We start from the raw sequence: 20,915 nt of genomic DNA on the forward strand, positions 1-20,915 counted from the left end.
CTCCTCGCGTGCCAGCGGCAACGCACTGCGGCCCCGAAGCGCGGCGCCCGGGAGCGGTGAGAGGGACGATGGGAGGAGCCACCGGCATCCGAGCAGGGAGGGGACGTCCTCCTGCCCGGACACCGGCGTTCTTCTGGAGCCTGTGGGTCAGCCGCTGCTGGGCGCGCCGAGCACCTGGCTGCTGATCTGGTCTGCGGTCATCGCGCCTGTCCAGATCCGCAGATCTTGGAGAGCACCGGGGAGGTAGTTGCCGACGGAGCCACTCGCCCCGCCCCGTCCCACCGCCAGTTCGCCGCTGCCCTGTTGGACTGCGGTGAAGGAGGACTGCTCATCCGACTGCTGATCGAACCCACCGACGTACAGGTGCAGGTTCCCTGCGCCCTCTTGCGCGTCGTAGACGCCCGTCACCTGGACCCACGTATCGGTCTCAGCAGGGTCGGAGCCCGGGACGGAGGCCGACTGGGTGACCTTTCCGTCCGCGCCGACAGCAGTGCGGGTGAACTTCCACTGGTAGGTGTCGTCAGCGGGCTTGGTGACCCAGATCGCCCATGAGGACTCGTTTCCGGTGCGCTGACCCGCAACTTGCGCGGTGTACCCCACCGGCTTCGCGGCAAGGGATGCCTTGTTCAGCCGCACGCCGGCCGAGACGGTGAAAGAACCGCCCTCGTCGACGACAGGACCGCTGGGTATGGAGGCGTAGCCGTTGGTTCCGTCGAGGACCAGCACGTCGTCAGTGTCGTCGTTCAAGGTGGCACCGGTTGGGGAGAGCTTCATGTCCGGGACGGCATAAGCGGACAGCTGCTTGAGGGCGGTGCCGGTCGAAGAGGCGGCGTCCCAGTCGGCGACGAGTTCGTTGGCAGGAACCTCCCCGTCCATCGCACGAGACTCCTGGAGGATCTCCTGGGGACTGAGTGCCTGCTGCCACACGCTGACCTCGTCGATGCGACCACGGAAGTACTCCCCCCACTCACCTCCCACGAGAGAACGCCCGAACTGCAGGCCCCCCGAAGCTGTCCAAGGGGTGTAGTGAGAAGAAGTCGTGCTCAGCACGACGGGGTCGCCCTGGGCACGGCCGTTGACGAAGAGCTGGATCGTGTCGTTGGCGGAGTCGGCGTCACCCACTCCCTCGGCGTTCTCCGTGCGGTAGACGGCCGCGAGATGTGTCCATACGTTCGCGGGAGGGTTGCTGTCGGCCCCCACGGAACGGAGGTAGACAGGAGCGCTCCCGGCGTCCGTCGCCGTGCGGTTGAACACCCAGGCGTGATACGTCGCCGAGTAGTACAGCGTGAAGGCACAGCCGTACGCTCCCGGCGCACAGAGCACCACGTGGTTCTCCGTGGTGTCGGCGAGGTTGACCCAGGCGCTCACGGTGAAGGAGTCGCCGGTGTTCACTGCCGCGGCGGCGGTGTCGGCGTACCCGGTCGCCGAAGCCCCCGTGCTGGTGCCGTTGTTCAGCCACAGGGAGTAGTCCTGGTTGCCTCTGCGAGCGAGGGTGGACCAACCCGCGCCCGCGGTGTGGAGGGTCGCGGCGTGCCGTGTGCCCACCGTGGCGCTGTCCTGCGCCGCCGTGACCGAGGAACCAGGAAGCCCGTCGTCGAAGTGCCAGGTGCCCACAGCACCCTGGCGTGGTGCGACCTTGAAGGTGAACTCGCTGTACGTCCCCCACCGGCTACGCACGTCCTTGGCACGCACCGACAGGGTCTGTGTGCCGGACATGCCCGGTGTCACATCGACCTTGACGCTCGATCCCGTCACCGTACGGGCGTTCTTCTCGGTCAGTAGGCGCCATTCGTAGCCGGTGATGTCCTTGTCAGCGGAGTTCGGCTGGATCAGGAAGGAGCCGGCGACGCCTGGCCCGCCTGCCGGTGTGCAGTCATCAGCAGTGCAGGCGGTGTAGTGGGTGGCTGAGGCAGGGTCCGGTGCTATCTGCGGTGCCTTCGGTGCGGTCGAATCGATCTTGAAGTAACACCATGAGGAGTAGGAGGAGAACAGATCCCCCGACTTTCCGCTGTAGGACCAGTGGGACTGTGTTCGTGCTCGGTAGCGATACAGCCCACCGTCAGCGCGGTTGCTGGTCCGCATCTTCTCCAGGGTGCCGTCGGGGTCCCAGCCGCTACTGGGCCGGTAACCGCTCCACACCTGATGCCAGGCTGCGTCGTCCCCTCGCTCAACGACGAACTCGGCTTGGAGGGAGCCCTCCTCATCGCCCTTGTGGGCCTCGACCTTGGTCTCCACCGCCGCCTGCACCATCGGATCGACGCGCGTGACGATGAGCGGGTCGCTGGCGGACGTTTTGCAGTAGGCGGTGGTTCCGTCTCCCGGGATCAGCCCCACATTCGCCGGAGTACCCGGCTTGTACGCGAAGTTGACCTTGAGTTCGGCGTTCTTGTCGAAGCGCTTCCAGGCGCGGGCGTCGCCCTCGTCCTTCGCCCGTAGCATCAACGTCAACCGCGAGATCTTGCCGTCGGCGAACGAGGCGACGGTGCTCTTGAGATTCTCGTCGGGCTCTTCGGGATTGTCGTTGAACTCGACCCAGTCGGCCGGCTGGTCCGGCGAACACCTACTGCCACGTCCCGCTGAGACGTACCGGTCGCCCATCTGGTCGAGGTCCTTCGGGCCGGGCCAGCGAGTGCCCTCGGAGATGTTGTCCGTCCGCTCCAGGTCCACCCAGTGCGGGTCGCAGTTGAACGACCAGGTCTCATGAGCACGGAAGGTGGCGTCGAGGACGTAGGCACCGGCGAGTTTGGTCGGCGCGAACTCGTAGTACATCCGGTTCACGTAGCCCGAACCGCAGTAGTAGCCGTCGGCGCTCCCGCACTTGCCGACACCCATGTCGTCGTCGAAACTCCAGAACTTGTCACCGTCGGACGAGAGCACGGTGCGCTCAGAGGCCCCCAAGCCTACGGAGGGATCGATGTAGACCGGGTAGACCGTCTCGGTCCCGCGTAGCAGGCTCAGGTCGGGATGGACCTCGACCCCGCTCTCGTCCACCGCTACGGGGAGTACTGCGCTCACATCGCCGTCACCGGGCTGGGTCTGCACTTCGCCATCGCCCCTCTCGCCGTCCGAGGTATCGGAGCGGGAGGAAGTGGCCCTTCGGGGCTGCAGTGTGGGGCTGTCGGTGGCCGCACCTCCAGCAGAGTCCCACATCAGTCCGGCAGGTCCCCGGAACACAGCGTTGCCGTCCTCGTCCACAGCCCTCAGGCCCCCGCCTGCTCCGGGAACGACCGTGAGGCCGTCTCCCTTGGCAGCGAGCCGGATCTGCTCCAGCTCAGGGTTCTGCGCGGCTTGCGGCGTCTTGACGACGAGGACTTCTCGATACCCCTCCGCCGTGGCCGTCATCTGGAGGTCGACTCCGTCCAGGACATCCGCGTACGTCGCCGTGGCTCCCGAGAGAGTCGGTGTGGGCAGTGTCCCGGGCCAGCCCAGAGCCACTGATCCACCGTCCTTCTCCAGGCGCACCAGGTCAGCGCCAGGGCCCCCGTCAGAGAACGACAACTTCACCACTGAGCCCTTGGGCGCGAGCCGCTCGTCGGTGGAATGCTCAAGGCTGGCATCCACCGCGCCCCACGAGCCATTGCCCTGATCCACCCGTTGCGGCGTCGTGGACTGGGTCAACGTGAAGGAACCATCCGGGTTCGCCATCGTTGTCGAGTACTCGGTGCGCTGGCCGATGACCTCGACCGAATCACCTGAAGCGGCAGCCTGAGCTGAAGCCGACTGTATCGTCGCTGCAGGCCCTGATGTGCCACTGCCCTCTTGAGGCGCACCTGAAGCCGGAGTCGGCAGGGCGAGCAACAACGCTCCCACCAGACAAGCCGACGTGGTCGCCGCTCCGGCATGACGTCGCCGGTCGCAGGCACGCCTGCGACCCCGCCCCAACTCCACAGTCCCCACCCCAGAGTCACAGGATATTCACAAGTCCACCGAGTCAACGGGGTTGCACCCTGCAGCGTCAACGTGTTCCACATCACAGGGGTGCGGTTCCGTCGCGGGACTTGACGCTCTTCGTTGCGGCAGCCGCTGTCCCGGCACGCCTCCATCTGCAATACGAGATGCCTGCGTAGGGACTGAGTTCCTTACACCGGACTGGACATCAAGGCGACATACGCCTTTTCCGCAGCCTCGGCGCCTCAATAAGCGACACAAGCGATCTGGCCCGATGCCGGAGGGCGCCGATGAGCACTACAGGATGCGCTCACCGACCTGCGACTTGGACACCTCGCCCCCATGGCCGGTGGTTTTGGCACCGAGGCCAGTAAGCGGGGCCGAGACCCCCGGGAAGGTGGTTCTCCAGGGATACCCCTGGAGAACCACCGTTCGACACCGCGACTACTGGCCTCCACGGCCGATGCGCTCAGAACGGTGCGAAGTCGTCCCACAGATACACGCAACTGTCCCGGTCAGCGCACCCCGACGCTCGCCAGCGCCCGACGCTGGACCGCCGTCGCGTTCACCGGCCAGTACAGGTAACACACCCCGCCCGAACCGCTCTTCACCTGCCCGTTCGCGTCCTTCCGCTTCGTGCGCAGCCAGATCGTTTCGAACTGGTGGCGCTTGTACACGTTGCGGACGGCCGGGTCGTCGGCGGAGGCGGGGTCGTTGGTGACGACGTCGCCCTCGGGGGTGAAGCCGGCGACGACCATCAGGTGGCCGGAGGTGCCGTAGTTGGCGCCGTCGAGTTCGCTGGCGAGGAAGGACTGGGAGGTGATGACGGGGATGCCGGCGTGGACGAGGCGCTCCACGTCGTTCAGCGAACCGAGGCGGGTGACGGTGCTCTGGAGTCCGGGGTAGGTGGCCGCGTAGGCGGCGTTGAAGGGCCAGTTGCCGCACCCTTCGTACTGGTAGTCGAAGGTGCCGCGGGCGGCCACGCAGACGGCGGGGTCGACGATGGCCGGGTCCACCCAGGCCAGCGCCTCCTTGTCGGGCCTGTGCCCCCAGTACTCGACGACCATCTCGGAGGAGGTCGGGCTGCACCAGGCCTCTCCCCCGTTGTCGTACTGCGGGTACTGGCCCTTGTGCAGTTCCTGCGAGTAGCGCGGCACGGCCAGCTCCCGCCCGGCGGCGAGGCCGGGCGTGCTGGCGGGCACCTCGAAGCGGTCGGGAACGGCGGAGCCCATGGCGCCCAGCCGCCACACCGTGGGGCTGAGGGAGGTGCCGGGCCTGCGGTAGAGGGTCAGGCGGAGCTGGTAGGCGGTCACCCGCAGGCCGCTCGCCGGGTCGTCGACGGAGAAGGTGTCGGTCCACACCTTGCTGCGGCCGTCGCTCTGGCCGTCGACGGAGGTGCGGCGGATGTCGCCGTCGGCGTCCCCGGCGGTCCAGCGGCCCATCACGTACCACGGGGTCAGGGAGCGGTCGCTGTAGACGCCGCGGAACTCCACCGCGATCCAGGTGCCGGCGGGGGTGTCGGCGTTCCAGGAGGCGATCACCTCGGTGGCCGGGACGGCGAGCCTGCGCTCGGCGGAGGTCCAGGTGGCGTACTCCCAGGACGCGGTGGTGCCGGTGTGCGGGTCGTGGTACTCGGTGGCGCCCAGCGGCCGGACGAGGCGGACGCCGGAGCGGGGGCCGCCCGCGGTCGCGGTGCCGCGGGCCGTGCCGGAGTGCCAGTCGGCGGGGGTGTTCCAGGTGTGGTGGTCCACGAACGGCACCTCAGGGCGGGCGGGGCGCGGGGTGGTGCGGGTCGGCCGGGGTGCGGCGGAGGCGGTGGCGAGGGGCCCGGCGGCGCCCGCTGCGGCGGCGAGTGCGGCGGCCAGGACTGCGCGCCGGGAGGTGGAAGGGTTCATGGCGAGGTCCTCCGGACGGGGCGGGACGGACGGGGCGTGGGGCGACACGCCCGCCGGGCGCCGGCAGGGACGGGGCCGGTGCCGTCGGCGGTGGCACAACTATCGCCGCTCCCCCCTTCCTCGGCCACCTGTTCCCGTGGTGCGACCGAGGGAATATTGGTGTAGTCCACTGTCGTAGGGTGGGTCCGGTGGAGCACAGCCGCGGTCATGACTGGGCCGGGAACGAGCAGCCCCTTTCGATCGCCGCCCTCGCCGGACGCCTGGGCGGTGGGGCGCCGTCGCTGGGCCCGGTCCGGCTGGTGGGCGTCGACGGGCACGCCGGTTCCGGCAAGACGACCTTCTGCGCCGCCCTGTCCGGCCTGCTGGGCGGCGCGCCGGTGCTGCACCTGGACGACATCGCCTCCCACGAGGCGCTCTTCGCGTGGACGGACCGGCTCAGCGCACAGGTGCTCTCACCCCTGGCGGCGGGGCGCCCGGCACGCTACGAGGTCTACGACTGGGTGCAGGGCCGGTACGACGGGTCCCGGGTGCTGCCCGCGGCCCCGGTCGTGCTGGTGGAGGGGGTGGGCGCGGGGCGCCGGGCGCTCCGTCCGCATCTGAGCGCGCTGGTCTGGATGGACACCGGCCGCGAGCCCGCCTGGGCCCGGGGCCGGCTGCGGGACGGTCCGGGGCTGTCGGAGTTCTGGAGTGGCTGGATGGCGGCGGAGTCCCGGCATTTCTCCATGGACCCCGCCCGGCCGTACGCGGACTTCCTGGTGCGAGAGGGACGTGAGGGGTACGAGGTGCTGCCGGGGCCGGCGCAGCACCACTGAGAGGGTCTGGGGGTGACGTTCCGTCATCAGGCGTGGCGTGGGCTGTCGCACCTTCGTCCGGCATCCCCTGGAGGAGCCGTCCTGTGCTTGACCTGGGGACCGTGGAGGTCTTACGTTCTGCAGGGTGCGGCCCCTCGGGCCGCCGCAGACGCGAAGCCCCCGGTTGTTCCCCCGTGATCGGGGGCTTCGTGCTGCCCGTCTCCTCCCAGTAGCCCTGTCAGGCGCCCGCCGTTCTCACGGAACGTCACCGACGTGCGTGTCCGCCGTCCGTCGGCCGTCCTGTCGCGAACACCCCTCTACGTCGGGAGGGGGTACGCGGGTACCATCTGGGGCAGACCGGTAGAGGTGTCTCCCAACGATGCGGCTGCGGGCCGCGCCAGGACGAGCAACTCCCTTCCACGGCAATACGGTTCTGTCATGCTGTCGCCGGTTCACGCGCCCGGCGGCGGAGCTCCTGGGGGCGGTTGGTGGGGAACATGATGAACTTCGGGACGAATGCGGACACCCCGGCGGAACTGGCCTGGCTGCGGGCGGTCGACGCCTACACCGTCGGGGCCTACGCCCAGGCCGAGGAGGAGTTCCGGGCTGCCGTGCGGAGCGATCCGACCATGGCCGACGCCTGGCTCGGGCTCCACGCGCTGCGGGCCGACACGACCACGGCGCTGCTGCGGATGTACCACCACCGGGAACGGTTCGGCGAGCAGCGCTCCCGCCACCGACGTGCCCTGAACTCCTGGTACTGGCTGGGCTGGTGGGTGCAACCGGTGCTGGAGACCTCTCGCGACCTGCTGCTGGCCCACGCCTCGCACTGGCTGGACGGTCGCCATCTGCCGGAGCTGGACCGGGCGTTGGCGGGCACCGGGCCGGTGGAGGCGGATCCGCAGGTGCGGTTCCTGCACGCCTGCCGCGCCTACCTGGTCAAGGACTGGGAGGAGTTGGTGCGCCACACCGATCCGCTGCTGGACGACGCGACCCTGGGCATAGAGGCGGGGCTGTTCGGCGGCATGGCCCGGGTGCGCCTGGAGATGTACGGGCAGGCGGAGCCGTTGCTGTCCTCGGCCCTGATGCGCTGCCGCAGCGAGCAGCCGCAACGCAAGGAGCTGCGCTACTGGCTGGCGCGGGCCCACGAGGGCACCGGCCGCAGCGCCGCGGCGTTGCCGCTGTACCGGGCCGTGCACCACGCCGACCCCGCCTTCATGGACACCGCGGCCCGGCTCTCGGCCATCCACCAGGGCGACGGCCTGGAGGAGGGCCTGGACCTGGCCGCCGTCTCCGTGTACGGGGTGGGTCAGGAGGCGGTCGGCGAGGGCGGCCCGCTGGGCACCCTGGACACGCCCGACGGCCGGGAGCTGCTCGCCGCCGAGGGTGAGGCGGGCGAGTCGGCGCCGGGTGTCCCGCTCGTCCCGGTGGCCCAGGCCCCTCGTGCCGGGGGGCCCGAGCGAACGCCGGACCGGCTCCCGGCAGGCCCCTCGGACCCGGTGCTGCTGGAGGAGGCCCTGGCCGAGCTGGAGCGGATGGTCGGCCTGGAGCCGGTCAAGCGGCAGGTGCGGGCGCTCTCGGCCCAGTTGCGGATGGCGCGGTTGCGCAGCGGCCAGGGGCTTCCCGTCCAGCCGCCCAAGCGGCACTTCGTCTTCTCCGGGCCCTCCGGAACGGGCAAGACCACCGTGGCCCGCATCCTGGGCCGGGTCTTCTTCGCGCTGGGCCTGCTCGGCGGCGACCACCTGGTCGAGGCGCAACGCTCGGACCTGGTGGGTGAGTTCCTGGGGCAGACGGCCGTGAAGGCGAACGAGCTGATCGACTCGGCGCTGGGCGGGGTGCTCTTCGTCGACGAGGCGTACAGCCTGTCCAACTCGGGCTACAGCAAGGGCGACGCCTACGGGGACGAAGCCTTGCAGGTGCTGCTGAAACGGGCGGAGGACAACCGGGACCGGCTGGTGGTGATCCTCGCCGGCTACCCCGAGGGCATGGACCGGCTGCTGGCCACCAACCCGGGCCTGTCCTCGCGTTTCACCACCCGGGTCGACTTCCCCAGCTACCGGCCGCCCGAACTCACCGCCATCGGTGAGGTACTGGCCGCGGAGGGCGGTGACGGCTGGGACGAGGAGGCCCGCCAGGAGCTGCGCAGCATAGCCGAGCACGTCGTCTCCGAGGGGTGGGTGGACGAGCTGGGCAACGGCCGGTTCCTGCGCACCCTGTACGAGAAGAGCTGCGCCTACCGTGATCTGCGCCTGTCCTCCTGGGCGGGCACGCCCTCGCGGGAGGACCTGGCCACGCTGCGGCTGCCGGACCTGATGCAGGCCTACGGCGAGGTGCTGACCGGACGCGGCCCGCAGACCCCGCCGCTCGGCCGGGAGGAGTGAGGCAGCGGCCCGCTCCCAGGTGAGGCCGGGGGCCCGCCCCAGGTGACGCAGCGGCCCGCCCCGAGGTGAGGCGGCGGCCCGCCCCGCCCTCGTCGGGGGAGCGGGGCGGGCCGCCCTGGGCGTGGCCGGGCCGCCCCGTCCGGGTTCGGTGTGCCGCCGCCGGTCAGCCCGCCAGCGCGCGGTCGGAGGCGGTCACCTCCCGCTCGGCGCGGGGGCCGCCCACCCGGTGGTGGCGCTCCCCCTCGTAACCGTCGCGGTGGGTCGGGTCGCGCATCTCGCCCACCAGCTTCTCCAGGACGTCCTCCAGGGCCACGAGCCCCACCACCTTGCCGGTGCGGTCGGTGACCGCGGCGAGGTGCGAGGCGGCGCGGCGCATCGCGGCCAGTGCGTCGTCCAGCGGGAGCTCCGCGCGCAGGGTGGCCATGGGGTGCCAGAGCTGCTGCGGCACGGCCCGGTCCCGGTCCTCCAGGTCCAGGACGTCCTTGACGTGGAGGTAGCCCATGTACCCGCCGCCCGGGGCGCAGACCGGGAAGCGGGAGTAGCCGGTGCGCACCGTGAGCTCCTCCACCTGCCGGGGGGTGACGGTCAGGGGGGCGGTGACGAGCTTCGCCGGGTTCAGCAGGACGTCGGTGACGGGCCGGGAGCCGAGTTCCAGGGCGTCGGAGAGGCGCTCCTGTTCGGCCGGGTCCAGCAGCCCGGCCTGTCCGGCGTCCTCGACCAGGTGGGTGAGCTGCTCGCTGGTGAAGACGGCTTCGATCTCGTCCTTGGGTTCCACCCGGAAGAGCCGCAGCACGCCCCGGGAACAGGCCCCCAGCAGCGCGGTGACCGGCCGGCACACCCGCTCGAAGGCGACCAGGGCGGGCGAGAGCCACAGCGCGGTCTTCTCCGGGTCGGCCATGGCCAGGTTCTTCGGCACCAGCTCACCGATGACGAGGTGGAGGAAGACCACGACGACCAGCGCCACCACGTAGCCCAGCGGGTGGACCAGGGCCTCGGGCAGGTGCACGAGGTGGAAGACGGGCTCCAGCAGGCTCGCCACGGTGGGTTCGGCGACCGCGCCCAGCGTCAGTGAGCAGACGGTGACGCCGAACTGGGCCGCGGCCATCATGCGGGGCAGGTTCTCCAGCCCGGTGAGGACCTGGCGGGCGCGGCGGGCGCGTTTGCGTCCGCCCGCGGTGTCGTTCTCGGCCGCCAGCGGCTCGATCTGGCTGCGCCGGACCGAGACCAGGGCGAACTCGGCGCCGACGAAGTAGCCGTTGGCGAGGACCAGCAGGAGGGCGAAGAGGAGGAGCAGCGCGTTCATCGGCCGGCCTCCCCGGTCGCGGCACCGGCGCCAGCGCTCGCGTCGACGAGCACGGTGGCGGCGTCGAGCGCGGCGGTGGGGTCGGGGGTGGTGGTCCGTATGACGCGGACGCGGTCGGCCCGGTGGTGGGCCACCAGCCGCACCCGCAGCCGCCAGCCGTCGAGCTCGGCGACGTCGCCGGGGGCGGGGATGCGGCCCAGCACGGTGGCGACGAGGCCGGCGACGGTCTCGTACGGGCCCTCGGGAGCCTCCAAGCCGATGCGGCGCAGGGTGTCCACCCGGCAGGCGCCGTCGGCGTCCCAGGCCAGGTGGCCGTCCTCGGAGGCGGCGGGGGCGAGCTCGGGCAGGTCGACGACGTCGTGCTCGTCGCGGACCTCGCCCACCAGCTCCTCGATGATGTCCTCCAGGGTGACGACCCCGGCGGTGCCGCCGTACTCGTCGACCACCACGGCGATGGGCTGCTCCCGGCGGAGCTGTTCGAGCAGGTCCTGCACCGGCAGGGTCTCGGGGACCAGCAGCGGGGGCACGGCTATCCGGGTGGCCGGGGTGCGCAGGCGCTCCTGGGCCGGAACGGCCAGGGCGTCCTTGAGATGGACCATGCCGACGACCTCGTCGATCCGGGTGCGGTAGACGGGGAAGCGGGAGAGTCCGGTGGCCCGGGTGAGGTTGAGCACGTCCTCGGCGGTGGCGGAGGCCTGGAGGGCGGAGACCCGCACCCGGGGGGTCATGACGTTCTCCGCGGTGAGGTGGCCGAGGGCGAGGGTGCGCACGAACAGGTCGGCCGTGTCCTGTTCGATCGCGCCGGCCTGGGCAGAGTGGTGGGCCAGCGAGACCAGCTCGCCCGGGGTGCGGGCGGAGGCCAGCTCGTCGGTGGGCTCGACGCCCAGCGCCCGCACCAGCCGGTTGGCGACGCCGTTGAGGGCGGCGATGACCGGGCGGAAGAAGCGGGAGAACGCGGCCTGCGGGCCGGCGACGAACCGGGCGACGGTCAGCGGGTGGGAGACCGCCCAGTTCTTGGGAACGAGCTCACCCACCACCATCTGCACGGCGGAGGCCAGCAGCATGCCGAGGACCACGGCGACGCCCGAGACGGCGCCGTCGGGCAGGCCCGTGGCGGTCAGCGGGTAGCGGACGAGGTCGGCCATGGCGGGCTCGGCGAGCATGCCGACCACCAGGGAGGTGATGGTGATGCCGAGCTGGGTGCCGGAGAGCTGGAAGGAGAGGGCGCGCAGCGCCGAGACCACGGTCCGGGCGCGGCGGTCACCCTGCGCGGCGGCCCGTTCGGCCTCCGGGCGCTCGACGGTGACCAGCCCGAACTCGGCGGCCACGAAGAAACCGTTGGCCAGGATCAGGACGAACGCGGCTGCCAGGAGCAGGAGGGTCGCGGTCATGCCGCCGCCCCCTCGGCCGTGTGGGGGGTCTCCCCTGTCGGGGAGGCCGGTGGGGCGGCGTGGGTACTACAGGACGATCCGTCCATCGCCGGAGTAAGTCACTCCTCGGGTCGCAGGGTTCCCCGGGGGCGGCGCGGGCCGCCGGTGCGGGGTGGGCCGCGGGACGCGGCCGAACACCAGGGTAGTCAAAGCGGCGGCGGTGTCGCCTGTGCGTGGCCGCCGGGAAGGGTTTGGCCGGCCCGCTCCGGGTGCCGGGAGGGCGGTGGGGCGGGCCGTGGCGCTCATTGGCCGGCGGTGTGGGTCCGGGTCAGCTCCCGCAGTGCCCGGGCGTCGGCGATGGCGCGCTGCCTGCCGATGCCGGGCTGGATGCCCATGGCCGGCTGGCTGGTGCCGTCGGTGAGGTCGAGGTGCGCCCAGGCGTCACCGGGGCGCAGGTTGACCTGCACGATCTCTTCCCAGGCCAGCTCCCGGGTGGTGGTGAGGTTCACGACCCGGACGCCGCCGGAGTGCGCCTCCACCTTGGGCCGGCTGAGCAGCAGCAGACCGGCGAGGAGCACCAGGGCGATGGCGACGAAGCTGGCCCGCTCGCCCCCGGTCAGTTCCGGGAGGGCCAGGGCGACCGCGGTGATGACGAGGAACTGGGCGAGGCCCACCGAGAGCAGTACGGCGCGGGTACGGGTCGGCCGGAACGTCACGGGCAGGGCGGGAGGTCCGTCGGGTGGGGTGGTCACGTCCGTGGCTCGATTCGTGGCGGCTTCTCGGGACGGTGTTCTCGTGCCGGGCGTCCGGGTGCCGGGGCGGGGTGTCAGAGCCGGCAGGCGTGGATGCCGGTGGTGAGGATGGCGCGGGCACCGAGGGCGTAGAGCTCGTCCATGATGCGCTGGGCGTCCTTGGCGGGGACCATGGAGCGGACCGCGACCCAGCCCTCGTGGTGGAGGGGGGAGACGGTCGGCGACTCCAGGCCGGGGGTGAGCGCCACGGCCTTCTCGACGTTCTCCACGCGGATGTCGTAGTCCATCATCACGTAGGCGCGGGCCACCAGGACGCCCTGCATGCGGCGGAGGAACTGCTGGACCTTCGGGTCCTCCAGGCCGGCGTCCTTGCCGCGGATCACGACGGCCTCGGAGCGCAGGATGGGCTCGCTGATGATCTCCAGGCCGGCGTTGCGCAGGGTGGTGCCGGTCTCCACGACGTCGGCGATGACCTGCGCGACCCCGAGCTGGATGGCGGTCTCCACCGCGCCGTCGAGGTGGACGACGGAGGCGTCGACGCCGTTGTCCGCGAGGTGCCGGCGGACCAGTCCGGAGAAGGAGGTGGCGATCGTCATGCCGCCGAACTCGCTGACGTCGCTCGCGGTGCCGGGGCGGGTGGCGTAGCGGAAGGTGGAGCCGGCGAAGCCGAGCTGGAGGATCTCCTCGGCGTCCGCGCCGGAGTCCAGCAGCAGGTCGCGGCCGGTGATGCCGATGTCGAGCTTGCCGGAGCCGACGTAGACGGCGATGTCACGGGGGCGCAGGAAGAAGAACTCGACCTCGTTGTCCGAGTCGATCAGGACGAGTTCGCGGCGGTCCTTGCGCTGGCGGTAGCCGGCCTCATGCAGCATCGCCGACGCAGGCTCGGACAGTGAACCCTTGTTGGGGACGGCGATGCGCAGCATGGTTCAGCGACTTCCTTACGTGGTGGGTGTGGTGTGCGGTGCGGCGGGTTCGCGCGCCGCCCGGCGCCTGGTCCCGGCCGCGGAGGTGCGGACGGGGCCCGGGTCAGCGGGGCGGCCGGGTCACAGGTGGGCGTAGACGTCGTCGAGGGTCAGGCCCTTGGCGACCATCATCACCTGAAGGTGGTACAGGAGCTGGGAGATCTCCTCGGCGGCGGCCTCGTCGCTCTCGTGCTCGGCGGCCATCCATACCTCGGCGGCCTCCTCGACGACCTTCTTGCCGATGGCGTGCACACCTGCCTGCACGAGTTCGGCGGTGCGGGAGGTGGCGGGGTCGCCGTCGGCCTTGTGCTGGAGCTCGACGAAGAGCTCCTCGAAAGTCTTCTTGGACATGGTGGCTCCACCCTACGCGGTCGTGCGACCGCGTAGGGCGCCGCGTCCCGCATGCCGGACCGCGCAGGTGTGCCGGGCCGGGCGGGCGGCGGTCCGCGGTGCGGTCAGCGCCACGGTTCGGCGACCGAGCGCAGCGTGGTGGCGGTGGCCACCGCGGCGGTGACGGCCTCGTGGCCCTTGTCCTCGTGGGAGCCCTCGATACCGGCGCGGTCCAGCGCCTGTTCCTCGGTGTCGCAGGTCAGGACCCCGAAGCCGACGGGCACGCCGGTGTCGATGCTGACCTGCGTCAGCCCCTGGGTGACGCCCTGGCACACGTAGTCGAAGTGGGGGGTGCCGCCGCGGATGACGACACCGAGGGCGACGATCGCGTCGTAGCCGCGGCCGGCGAGGACCTTGGCGACCACGGGGAGTTCGAAGCTGCCGGGCACCCGCAGCAGGGTGGGCTCGTCGATGCCCAGTTCGGTCAGTGCCCGCAGCGCGCCGTCGACCAGGCCGTCCATGACCTGCTGGTGCCACTGGGCGGCGATGACGGCCACCCGCAGGTCGCCGCAGTTCTTCACGTTGAGTTCGGGTGCGCCCTTGCCGCTCACGGTCTCTCCTCGGGGTGTGCTGTCCGTCTCGGGGCGGCCTGGGGTCGGGCCGCCGGTGGGGAGGGGGTTCCTCTGGGTACTGCTGGTGCTGCTGGTGGTTCCGGTGCTGCTGGGGCCGTGGTGGTCACTGGTCGTCGCAGGAGGTGCCCCGGGCCGGGTCCAGCCACGGCAGGTCGTGGCCCATGCGGTCGCGCTTGGTGCGCAGGTAGCGGACGTTGTGCTCGCCGGCCTGGACGGGCATCGGCTCGCGGCCGGTGATGGTCAGGCCGGCCCGGGTCAGTGCCTCGGTCTTCTCGGGGTTGTTGGTCATCAGGCGCAGGGAGCGCACGCCCAGGTCGGTGAGTATCCGGGCGCCGGCGCCGTAGTCGCGGGCGTCGGCGGGCAGGCCGAGTTCCAGGTTGGCGTCGAGGGTGTCCCGGCCCAGTTCCTGGAGTTCGTAGGCGCGCATCTTGGACAGCAGGCCGATGCCGCGTCCCTCGTGGCCGCGCAGGTAGACCACGACGCCGCGCCCGGCCTCGACGACGCGGCGCATGGCCTCCTGGAGCTGGGGGCCGCAGTCGCAGCGCTGTGAGGCGAAGACGTCGCCGGTCAGGCACTCGGAGTGGACGCGGACCAGGACGTCCTCGCCCTCGCCCAGCTCGCCGTGGACGAGGGCGACGTGCTCGACGCCGTCGACGGTGGAGCGGTAGCCGTAGGCGGTGAACTCGCCGTGGGCGGTGGGCAGGCGGACGGCGGCCTCGCGGCGCACGGTGGGTTCGCTGTGGCGCCGGTAGTCGATCAGGTCGGCGATGGAGATGATCGACAGGCCGTGCTTGCGGGCGAAGGGCACCAGCTCCGGCAGGCGCAGCATGGTGCCGTCCTCACCGGCGATCTCGACGATGGCGGCGGCGGGGCGCAGTCCGGCGAGGCGGGCCAGGTCGACGCCGGCCTCGGTGTGCCCGGGGCGGGTCAGCACGCCGCCTTCGCGGGCCCGCAGCGGGAAGATGTGGCCGGGGCGGACGAGGTCGGCGGGGGCGGTGCCGGCGGTGGCGAGCAGGTGGAGCGTGGTGGAGCGGTCGGCGGCGGAGATGCCGGTGGTCACGCCGTGCTCGTGGCCGCCGTCGACGGAGACGGTGAAGGCCGTCTTCATGGACTCGGTGTTGGCGCCCACCATCTGCGGCAGGTCGAGCCGGTCCAGGTCGGCGCCCTCCATGGGGGCGCAGATCAGGCCACGGCACTCGCTCATCATGAAGGCGACGATCTCGGGGGTGGCCTTCTCCGCGGCGACGATCAGGTCGCCCTCGTTCTCGCGGTCCTCGTCGTCGACGACGACCACGGGGCGGCCGGCGGCGATGTCGGCGATCGCCCGCTGGACCGGGTCCAGGACGAGCACCTCGGGTGCGTCGGGCTCGTACACGTAGGCCTCCCGCGGCGTGGGGTCTTCGGGTCGGCTGGACGGGGCGGTCATGCCGCGGCTCCTTCGGGGACGGGGCGGGCGGTGTCGCGGGAGCGCAGCCACCAGTCGCGCATGCCCCAGAGCACCAGCGCGCCGTAGAGGACGTAGACGAAGCCCGAGAAGGCCAGGCCGCTGGCGAAGTCGAGCGGGACGCCGACGAGGTCGACCAGGAGCCAGGCGAACCAGAACTCCACCAGTCCGCGGGCCTGGGCGATCATCGCGACCAGGGTGCCGACGAAGATGTAGGCGTCCGGCCAGGGGTTCCAGGACAGCTGCGGGAGGGCGGTGAACAGGCCGCCGACGGCTGCGGTGCCGAGTGCGGCGGCGGCCACCAGCAGGCCGCGTTCGCGCCAGGAGGCGAACCGGACGGCGATGGAGCCGTCCTGGCCCCGGCGGTTGCCGGCGCGCCACTGCCACCAGCCCCACAGGGCGACCACGATGACGACGAACTGCTTGCCGACGCCGCCGGCGAGGTGGGCGTAGAGGTTGGCGGCGATGAGGACGAGGCCGGAGAGGCACTGCACGGGCCAGGTGGCGACCGAGCGGCGCCAGCCCAGCGCGAGGCCTATCAGGCCGATGGTGTTGCCGAGCATGTCGGACCAGATGACGTGCTGGCCCAGGGCGGTGAAGGCCTCACCGTCGAGCCAGGAGACGGCGCTCATCGCGCGCCCTCGGTGGGCAGGGCCCCGCCAGCCGGCACCGGGTGGCCGCCCTGGCCCAGCAGCCGCTCGACGTACTTGGCCAGGACGTCGACCTCCAGGTTGACGGGGTCGCCGACCTTTTTCCGGCCGAGGGTGGTCAGCTCCAGGGTGGTGGGGATGAGGCTGACGCTGAAGTGGTCGGCGCCGGCCTCGACGACGGTGAGGCTGATGCCGTCGACGGTGACGGAGCCCTTCTCCACCACGTAGCGGGCCAGGCGTTCGGGCAGCGAGACGGTGACGACCTCCCAGTGCTCACCCGGGGCGCGGTCGGTGATGACGCCGGTCCCGTCGACGTGGCCCTGGACGAGGTGGCCGCCCAGGCGTCCGCCGAGCGCCATGGGGCGTTCGAGGTTGACGCGGTGACCGGGGGCGAGGGCGCCGAGGCTGGAGCGGTGCAGGGTCTCGGCCATGACGTCGGCGGTGAACTCGCCCTCGGTGCTGTCCACCACGGTCAGGCAGACACCGTTGACGGCGATGGAGTCGCCGTGCCGGGCCCCTTCGGTGACCAGGGGGCCGCGCAGGCGGAAGCGGGAGCTGTCGCCGAGGTCCTCCACGGCGACGACCTCGCCCAGTTCTTCGACGATTCCGGTGAACACTGTGTCAGTTCTCCTCTGGGCGGACGGGTACGGCGGTGACGCGCAGGTCCGGGCCGAGCCGCCGGGTGTCGACGACGTCCAGGCGCAACGCCTGGTCGATGGTGGTGATTCCGGCACCGCCGAGCGCCGCGGGTCCGGCGCCGAGCAGGACGGGGGCGAGGTAGCCGACGACCTTGTCGACGCTGTTCGCCGCGAGGAAGGCGCCGGCCAGGGTGGGCCCGCCTTCCAGGAGCACCGAGCGCACGTCCCTGGCGTACAGGGCGGTGAGCAGCGCGGTGATGTCCAGCCCCGGTCCGTGGGCGGCGCGGGGCAACCGCAGCAGGGGCACGAGTCCTTCGAGGTGGCCGGCCTCGGCGTCCTCGGCGACGGCGACGAGGGTGGCGGCGGTGCCGTCCAGGACCCGGGCGCCGGGCTTGACGGCGCTTGCCCGGGAGTCGACGACGACGCGGAGCGGCTGGGTGACGTCGGTGTCGGTGAGGCCGGTGACGCGGGCGCCGAGGTGGGGGTCGTCGGCGCGGGCGGTGCCGGAGCCGACGATGACGGCGTCGGCCTGGGCGCGCAGCCGGTGGACGTCGGCACGGGCGGCCGCGGAGGTGATCCAGCGGCTGGTGCCGTCGGCGGCGGCGACCCGGCCGTCCAGGGAGGCGGCGTACTTCCACAGGACGAAGGGGCGGCGGTGGCGTGCGGCGGTCAGCCAGGCCTCGTTGCCGGCGGCGGCCTCCGCGGCCAGCACCCCGCCGGCGACCTCGACGCCGGCCCGGCGCAGGGTCTGGGCGCCGCCGGTGGCGGTGGGGGTGGGGTCGGCGACCGCGTAGACGACGTGGGCGATGCCGGCGTCGAGGAGGGCCTGGGCGCAGGGGCCGGTGCGTCCGGTGTGGTTGCAGGGTTCGAGGGTGACGACGGCGGTGCCGCCGCGGGCCCGGTCGCCGGCCTGGCGCAGCGCCTCGACCTCGGCGTGCGGCCCGCCGGCCCGCCGGTGCCAGCCCTCGCCGGCCTGTTCGCCCCGCTCGTCGAGGACGACGCAGCCGACGACGGGGTTGGGGCTGGTGTGGCCCAGGCCCCGCGCGGCCAGGTCGATGGCGCGGCGCATGGCGGCCAGCGTCTGGGGCGTCGTGGGCGGTGCACTCGCCACCGGGTCCTCCTGCCTCTTCGGGCACGGACTCCGGGGCTCGCCGACGGGCGGCGGTGAGCGGGGCTGACGACGTCTGCGCACGGCGTCGGAGGTGCACCCCGCTCCGGCCGGCCGATCGGACGGAGCCGGTGTGCTCCGCCTTCTGCCGCGGTCCAGGGTGGGGAGCGGGCGTCGCCCGGAGGCGCGTACCTGCTCCACCGACGTCGGTCTGGTGACCGTCGCTGGCCCGCCGCGCACTGCCTTCCATCCGGACTTTCACCGTCGGTGCAGGAATTCCACCTGCTCAACCGGCCGCTGGAAGCGGTCGGGTCGCGGACTGTTACCGCCGGTTCGGATTTTCACCGACCCCGGAGTGCGCTGCGTGTCTTACGTACTCCCTCAGTCTGCCACGTCCGCCGCCCCGCCAACCGGAGGGGTGCGGTGGGCCGGCTCACATCGGGTACCCCGGGCCCCCGGGCGGAACCCGGGCGGGGTGGCCGGCCGCGGACCCGGCCGGGGCGGGGCCGTCAGGCGGCGGTGGCCGCCGGCTCGTGGCGGAGGAGTTCGCCGGCGACGGCCCGGGCGTGCTCGGACCAGGGGGTGGGGCGGCGGGTGCGGGCGTCGACCCTGACCAGCACGCGCCGGCCGAGGGCGTGGGTGGTCCCGCCGTCCGCCGAGCAGAAGCGGAAGCCGTAGGTCAGGCTCGTCCGGCCCAGCTCCTCGACCCAGACGTGGACGGCGTACTCGCCGGGCAGGTGCACCGGCTGCTCGTAGGTGATGTGCAGGTCCTTCACGACGTTGCACATGTCGCCGGCCGCCTCCCAGTCCCCTTCGAAGCGGAATCCCTGCCCCGACCAGTACTGGGTGAAGGCCCGCTCGACGTGCAGGGGGAAGCGGGAGTTGTGGAGCATGCCGAGGGCGTCGAGTTCGTCGAAGTGGACGGTGACGGGGACCAGCCGGCCGTAGGGCACGGTGGGCGCGGTGGGCTGGACGGCTTCGACGGTCACGGGTGGAGCTCCTGGAACTGTGCGGAAGGGTGCTTACCCGGACAGGGGCGCACCAAGGGTGGGAACGGGGACCCGGTCATCGTAAGGGCCGCCTTTCGCACGCCTGTGACCAGCCCGCTTCCGTCCGGACCGGGCCCGGTCGACCGAACATTTTCGGCCATTACCATGTCCCGGTCATCACGTGAAGAGCGGAAAACAGGAGCAGACATGGGCCTCGGTGTGCGCTGGACCCTGCACGGCGACGGGCGCACCCCCGCCCCGGGGGCGGTGGTCCGGCCCGACGAGCGGCTCACCTGGCCCCGCACCGCGGGACTGGGCGCCCAGCACGTGGTGTCGATGTTCGGTGCGAGTTTCGTCGCCCCGCTGCTGATGGGCCTGGACCCCAACCTGGCCATCATGATGTCGGGCGTCTCCACCATGATCTTCCTGCTGGCGACGCGCGGCCGGGTCCCGTCCTACCTCGGCTGCTCCCTCTCCTTCGTCGGCGTCGCGGCCGTCATCCGGGCACAGGGCGGGAACAGTGCGACCGTCACCGGCGCGGTGCTGGTGGTGGCGGTGGTGCTCTTCCTGGCCGGTCTGGCGGTGCAGCGGTTCGGGGCGCGGGTCATCCACGCGGTGATGCCGCCGGTGGTGACCGGCGCGGTCGTGATGCTCATCGGCTTCAACCTGGCGCCGGTGACGGCGAGCACCTACTGGCCGCAGGACCAGTGGACGGCGCTGCTGACCATGCTCTTCACCGGTCTCGCGGTGGTCTGTCTGCGGGGTTTCTGGTCGCGCGTGGCGATCTTCCTGGGGCTGCTCTTCGGCTATGCCGTCTCCTTCCTCCTCGACCGGGTCTTCGGGATGATCCACTCGGCGAACGGATCCGGGAAGGTCGTCGACCACTGGCGCCTGGACCTCTCCGGGGTGGGCAGCGCGCGGTGGGTGGGGCTGCCTTCCTTCCACGCGCCGCACTTCCAGTGGTCGGCGGTGCTGGTGGCGCTGCCGGTGGTGATCGCGCTGATCGCGGAGAACGCGGGCCACGTCAAGGCGGTCGGCGAGATGACCGGGGCCCGGCTGGACGACCGGCTCGGCGTGGCGATCGCCGCGGACGGTGTCGGCTCGGTGCTCTCCACCGCCGTCGGCGGTCCGCCCAACACCACGTACTCCGAGAACATCGGGGTGATGGCGGCGACCCGGGTGTACTCGACGGCCGCCTACTGGGCCGCCGCCGTCTTCGCCCTGCTGTTCGGCCTGTGCCCGAAGTTCGGCGCGGTGGTCGCCGCGATCCCCGGCGGCGTCCTCGGCGGCATCACGGTGATCCTCTACGGCATGATCGGCCTGCTGGGCGCGCAGATCTGGGTGCACAACAAGGTGGACCTGCGCAATCCGCTCAACCTCGTCCCGGTGGCCGCGGGCATCATCATCGGCGTCGGCGGGGTGAGCCTGAAGTTCACCGACACCTTCGAGCTGAGCGGCATCGCGCTGGGCACCATCGTGGTGCTCACCGGCTACCACGTGCTGCGGGTCCTGGCGCCGCCGCACCTGCGGACCCAGGAGCCGCTGCTGGACGAGGGCACCTCGTCCTACGACCCGGACGCCGCCGGGAACGCCTCGGGGACTCCGGCCGCCGCCGAGGGGCCCGGGCACCACGGTCCGGCGGGTGAGGGCCCCGCGGACGGCGGCCCGGGACGCCGCGGCTGACACCCGGTGGGACGGGCGCGCCGGCACCGCCGACCGCGGCGCAGGCCCGCCCTGCCCGCTCGATCGGGTGACACCAGCCCGTCGGCCGGTTCACCGAGC

The 20,915-nt window shown here is 72.0% G+C and carries 16 protein-coding genes and 1 riboswitch; of the genes, 3 read left to right on the plus strand and 13 right to left on the minus strand.

The features are described 5' to 3' along the window. Nucleotides 1–147: 147 nt before the first annotated feature. Entirely contained in the window at nucleotides 148–3,645 is a 3,498-nt protein-coding gene (locus ACFV3R_RS23565) for a LamG domain-containing protein (RefSeq protein ID WP_385586434.1), read from the minus strand. 758 nt (nucleotides 3,646–4,403) lie between these two features. Beyond that, nucleotides 4,404–5,783 (minus strand): peptidase C39 family protein, encoded by a 1,380-nt coding sequence (locus tag ACFV3R_RS23570; protein ID WP_385586437.1) that lies wholly within the window; start codon nucleotides 5,781–5,783, stop codon nucleotides 4,404–4,406. 188 nt (nucleotides 5,784–5,971) lie between these two features. Between ACFV3R_RS23570 and ACFV3R_RS23575 the strand changes: the two genes are divergently transcribed. After that, the gene (locus ACFV3R_RS23575) at nucleotides 5,972–6,595 is read left to right on the plus strand and encodes a uridine kinase (RefSeq protein ID WP_385586440.1); all 624 of its coding nucleotides are present in this window, start codon (nucleotides 5,972–5,974) and stop codon (nucleotides 6,593–6,595) included. A 479-nt stretch (nucleotides 6,596–7,074) separates the two neighbouring features. After that, nucleotides 7,075–8,955 carry an AAA family ATPase gene (locus ACFV3R_RS23580; RefSeq protein ID WP_385586510.1) on the plus strand — a complete coding sequence of 627 codons (1,881 nt, stop codon included), beginning with the start codon at nucleotides 7,075–7,077 and terminating at the stop codon, nucleotides 8,953–8,955. Between the two features lie 163 nt (nucleotides 8,956–9,118). On the opposite strand, the gene ACFV3R_RS23585 is transcribed toward ACFV3R_RS23580, so the two are convergent. The 11 genes from ACFV3R_RS23585 to ACFV3R_RS23635 form a co-directional block, all read right to left on the minus strand. Then, on the minus strand, nucleotides 9,119–10,258 hold the full coding sequence (locus tag ACFV3R_RS23585; protein WP_385586445.1) for a hemolysin family protein: 1,140 nt from the start codon (nucleotides 10,256–10,258) through the stop codon (nucleotides 9,119–9,121). Beyond that, nucleotides 10,255–11,649: a hemolysin family protein gene (locus tag ACFV3R_RS23590; protein ID WP_385586448.1), complete on the minus strand. Its 1,395-nt coding sequence runs from the start codon at nucleotides 11,647–11,649 to the stop codon at nucleotides 10,255–10,257. Before ACFV3R_RS23590 ends, ACFV3R_RS23585 begins: the two co-directional genes overlap by 4 nt. 281 nt (nucleotides 11,650–11,930) lie before the next feature. Beyond that, nucleotides 11,931–12,380, minus strand: a complete 450-nt coding sequence (locus ACFV3R_RS23595; protein ID WP_385586451.1) for a PH domain-containing protein — start codon at nucleotides 12,378–12,380, stop codon at nucleotides 11,931–11,933. A 74-nt stretch (nucleotides 12,381–12,454) separates the two neighbouring features. Beyond that, nucleotides 12,455–13,303, minus strand: coding sequence for an ATP phosphoribosyltransferase (gene hisG, locus ACFV3R_RS23600; protein WP_385586454.1), 849 nt, complete (start codon nucleotides 13,301–13,303; stop codon nucleotides 12,455–12,457). Between the two features lie 120 nt (nucleotides 13,304–13,423). Continuing rightward, nucleotides 13,424–13,693: a phosphoribosyl-ATP diphosphatase gene (locus ACFV3R_RS23605; protein WP_385586457.1), complete on the minus strand. Its 270-nt coding sequence runs from the start codon at nucleotides 13,691–13,693 to the stop codon at nucleotides 13,424–13,426. Between the two features lie 104 nt (nucleotides 13,694–13,797). Continuing rightward, a complete protein-coding gene (gene ribH, locus ACFV3R_RS23610) occupies nucleotides 13,798–14,283 on the minus strand; it encodes a 6,7-dimethyl-8-ribityllumazine synthase (RefSeq protein ID WP_385586459.1) in 486 nt (161 codons plus the stop codon). A 124-nt stretch (nucleotides 14,284–14,407) separates the two neighbouring features. Continuing rightward, nucleotides 14,408–15,730: a bifunctional 3,4-dihydroxy-2-butanone-4-phosphate synthase/GTP cyclohydrolase II gene (locus ACFV3R_RS23615; protein WP_385586462.1), complete on the minus strand. Its 1,323-nt coding sequence runs from the start codon at nucleotides 15,728–15,730 to the stop codon at nucleotides 14,408–14,410. Then, a complete protein-coding gene (locus tag ACFV3R_RS23620; RefSeq protein ID WP_385586465.1) occupies nucleotides 15,727–16,380 on the minus strand; it encodes a nicotinamide riboside transporter PnuC in 654 nt (217 codons plus the stop codon). Before ACFV3R_RS23620 ends, ACFV3R_RS23615 begins: the two co-directional genes overlap by 4 nt. Then, nucleotides 16,377–17,015, minus strand: a complete 639-nt coding sequence (locus ACFV3R_RS23625) for a riboflavin synthase (RefSeq protein WP_385586469.1) — start codon at nucleotides 17,013–17,015, stop codon at nucleotides 16,377–16,379. The genes ACFV3R_RS23620 and ACFV3R_RS23625 overlap by 4 nt, the downstream gene beginning before the upstream one ends. Nucleotides 17,016–17,019: 4 nt before the next feature. Continuing rightward, a complete protein-coding gene (gene ribD, locus ACFV3R_RS23630) occupies nucleotides 17,020–18,105 on the minus strand; it encodes a bifunctional diaminohydroxyphosphoribosylaminopyrimidine deaminase/5-amino-6-(5-phosphoribosylamino)uracil reductase RibD (RefSeq protein WP_385586513.1) in 1,086 nt (361 codons plus the stop codon). A gap of 271 nt (nucleotides 18,106–18,376) precedes the next feature. Then, a riboswitch (FMN riboswitch) is annotated at nucleotides 18,377–18,507 on the minus strand. 146 nt (nucleotides 18,508–18,653) lie between these two features. Then, entirely contained in the window at nucleotides 18,654–19,133 is a 480-nt protein-coding gene (locus ACFV3R_RS23635; RefSeq protein ID WP_385586472.1) for an acyl-CoA thioesterase, read from the minus strand. Between the two features lie 207 nt (nucleotides 19,134–19,340). Here ACFV3R_RS23635 and ACFV3R_RS23640 point away from each other — a divergent pair, with 207 nt between their 5' ends. After that, nucleotides 19,341–20,816 carry a uracil-xanthine permease family protein gene (locus tag ACFV3R_RS23640; protein WP_385586475.1) on the plus strand — a complete coding sequence of 492 codons (1,476 nt, stop codon included), beginning with the start codon at nucleotides 19,341–19,343 and terminating at the stop codon, nucleotides 20,814–20,816. Nucleotides 20,817–20,915 lie beyond the last annotated feature (99 nt).

It is taken from the genome of Streptomyces sp. NPDC059740 (assembly GCF_042733155.1).
In the GTDB taxonomy this organism is placed as follows: Bacteria; Actinomycetota; Actinomycetes; order Streptomycetales; family Streptomycetaceae; genus Streptomyces.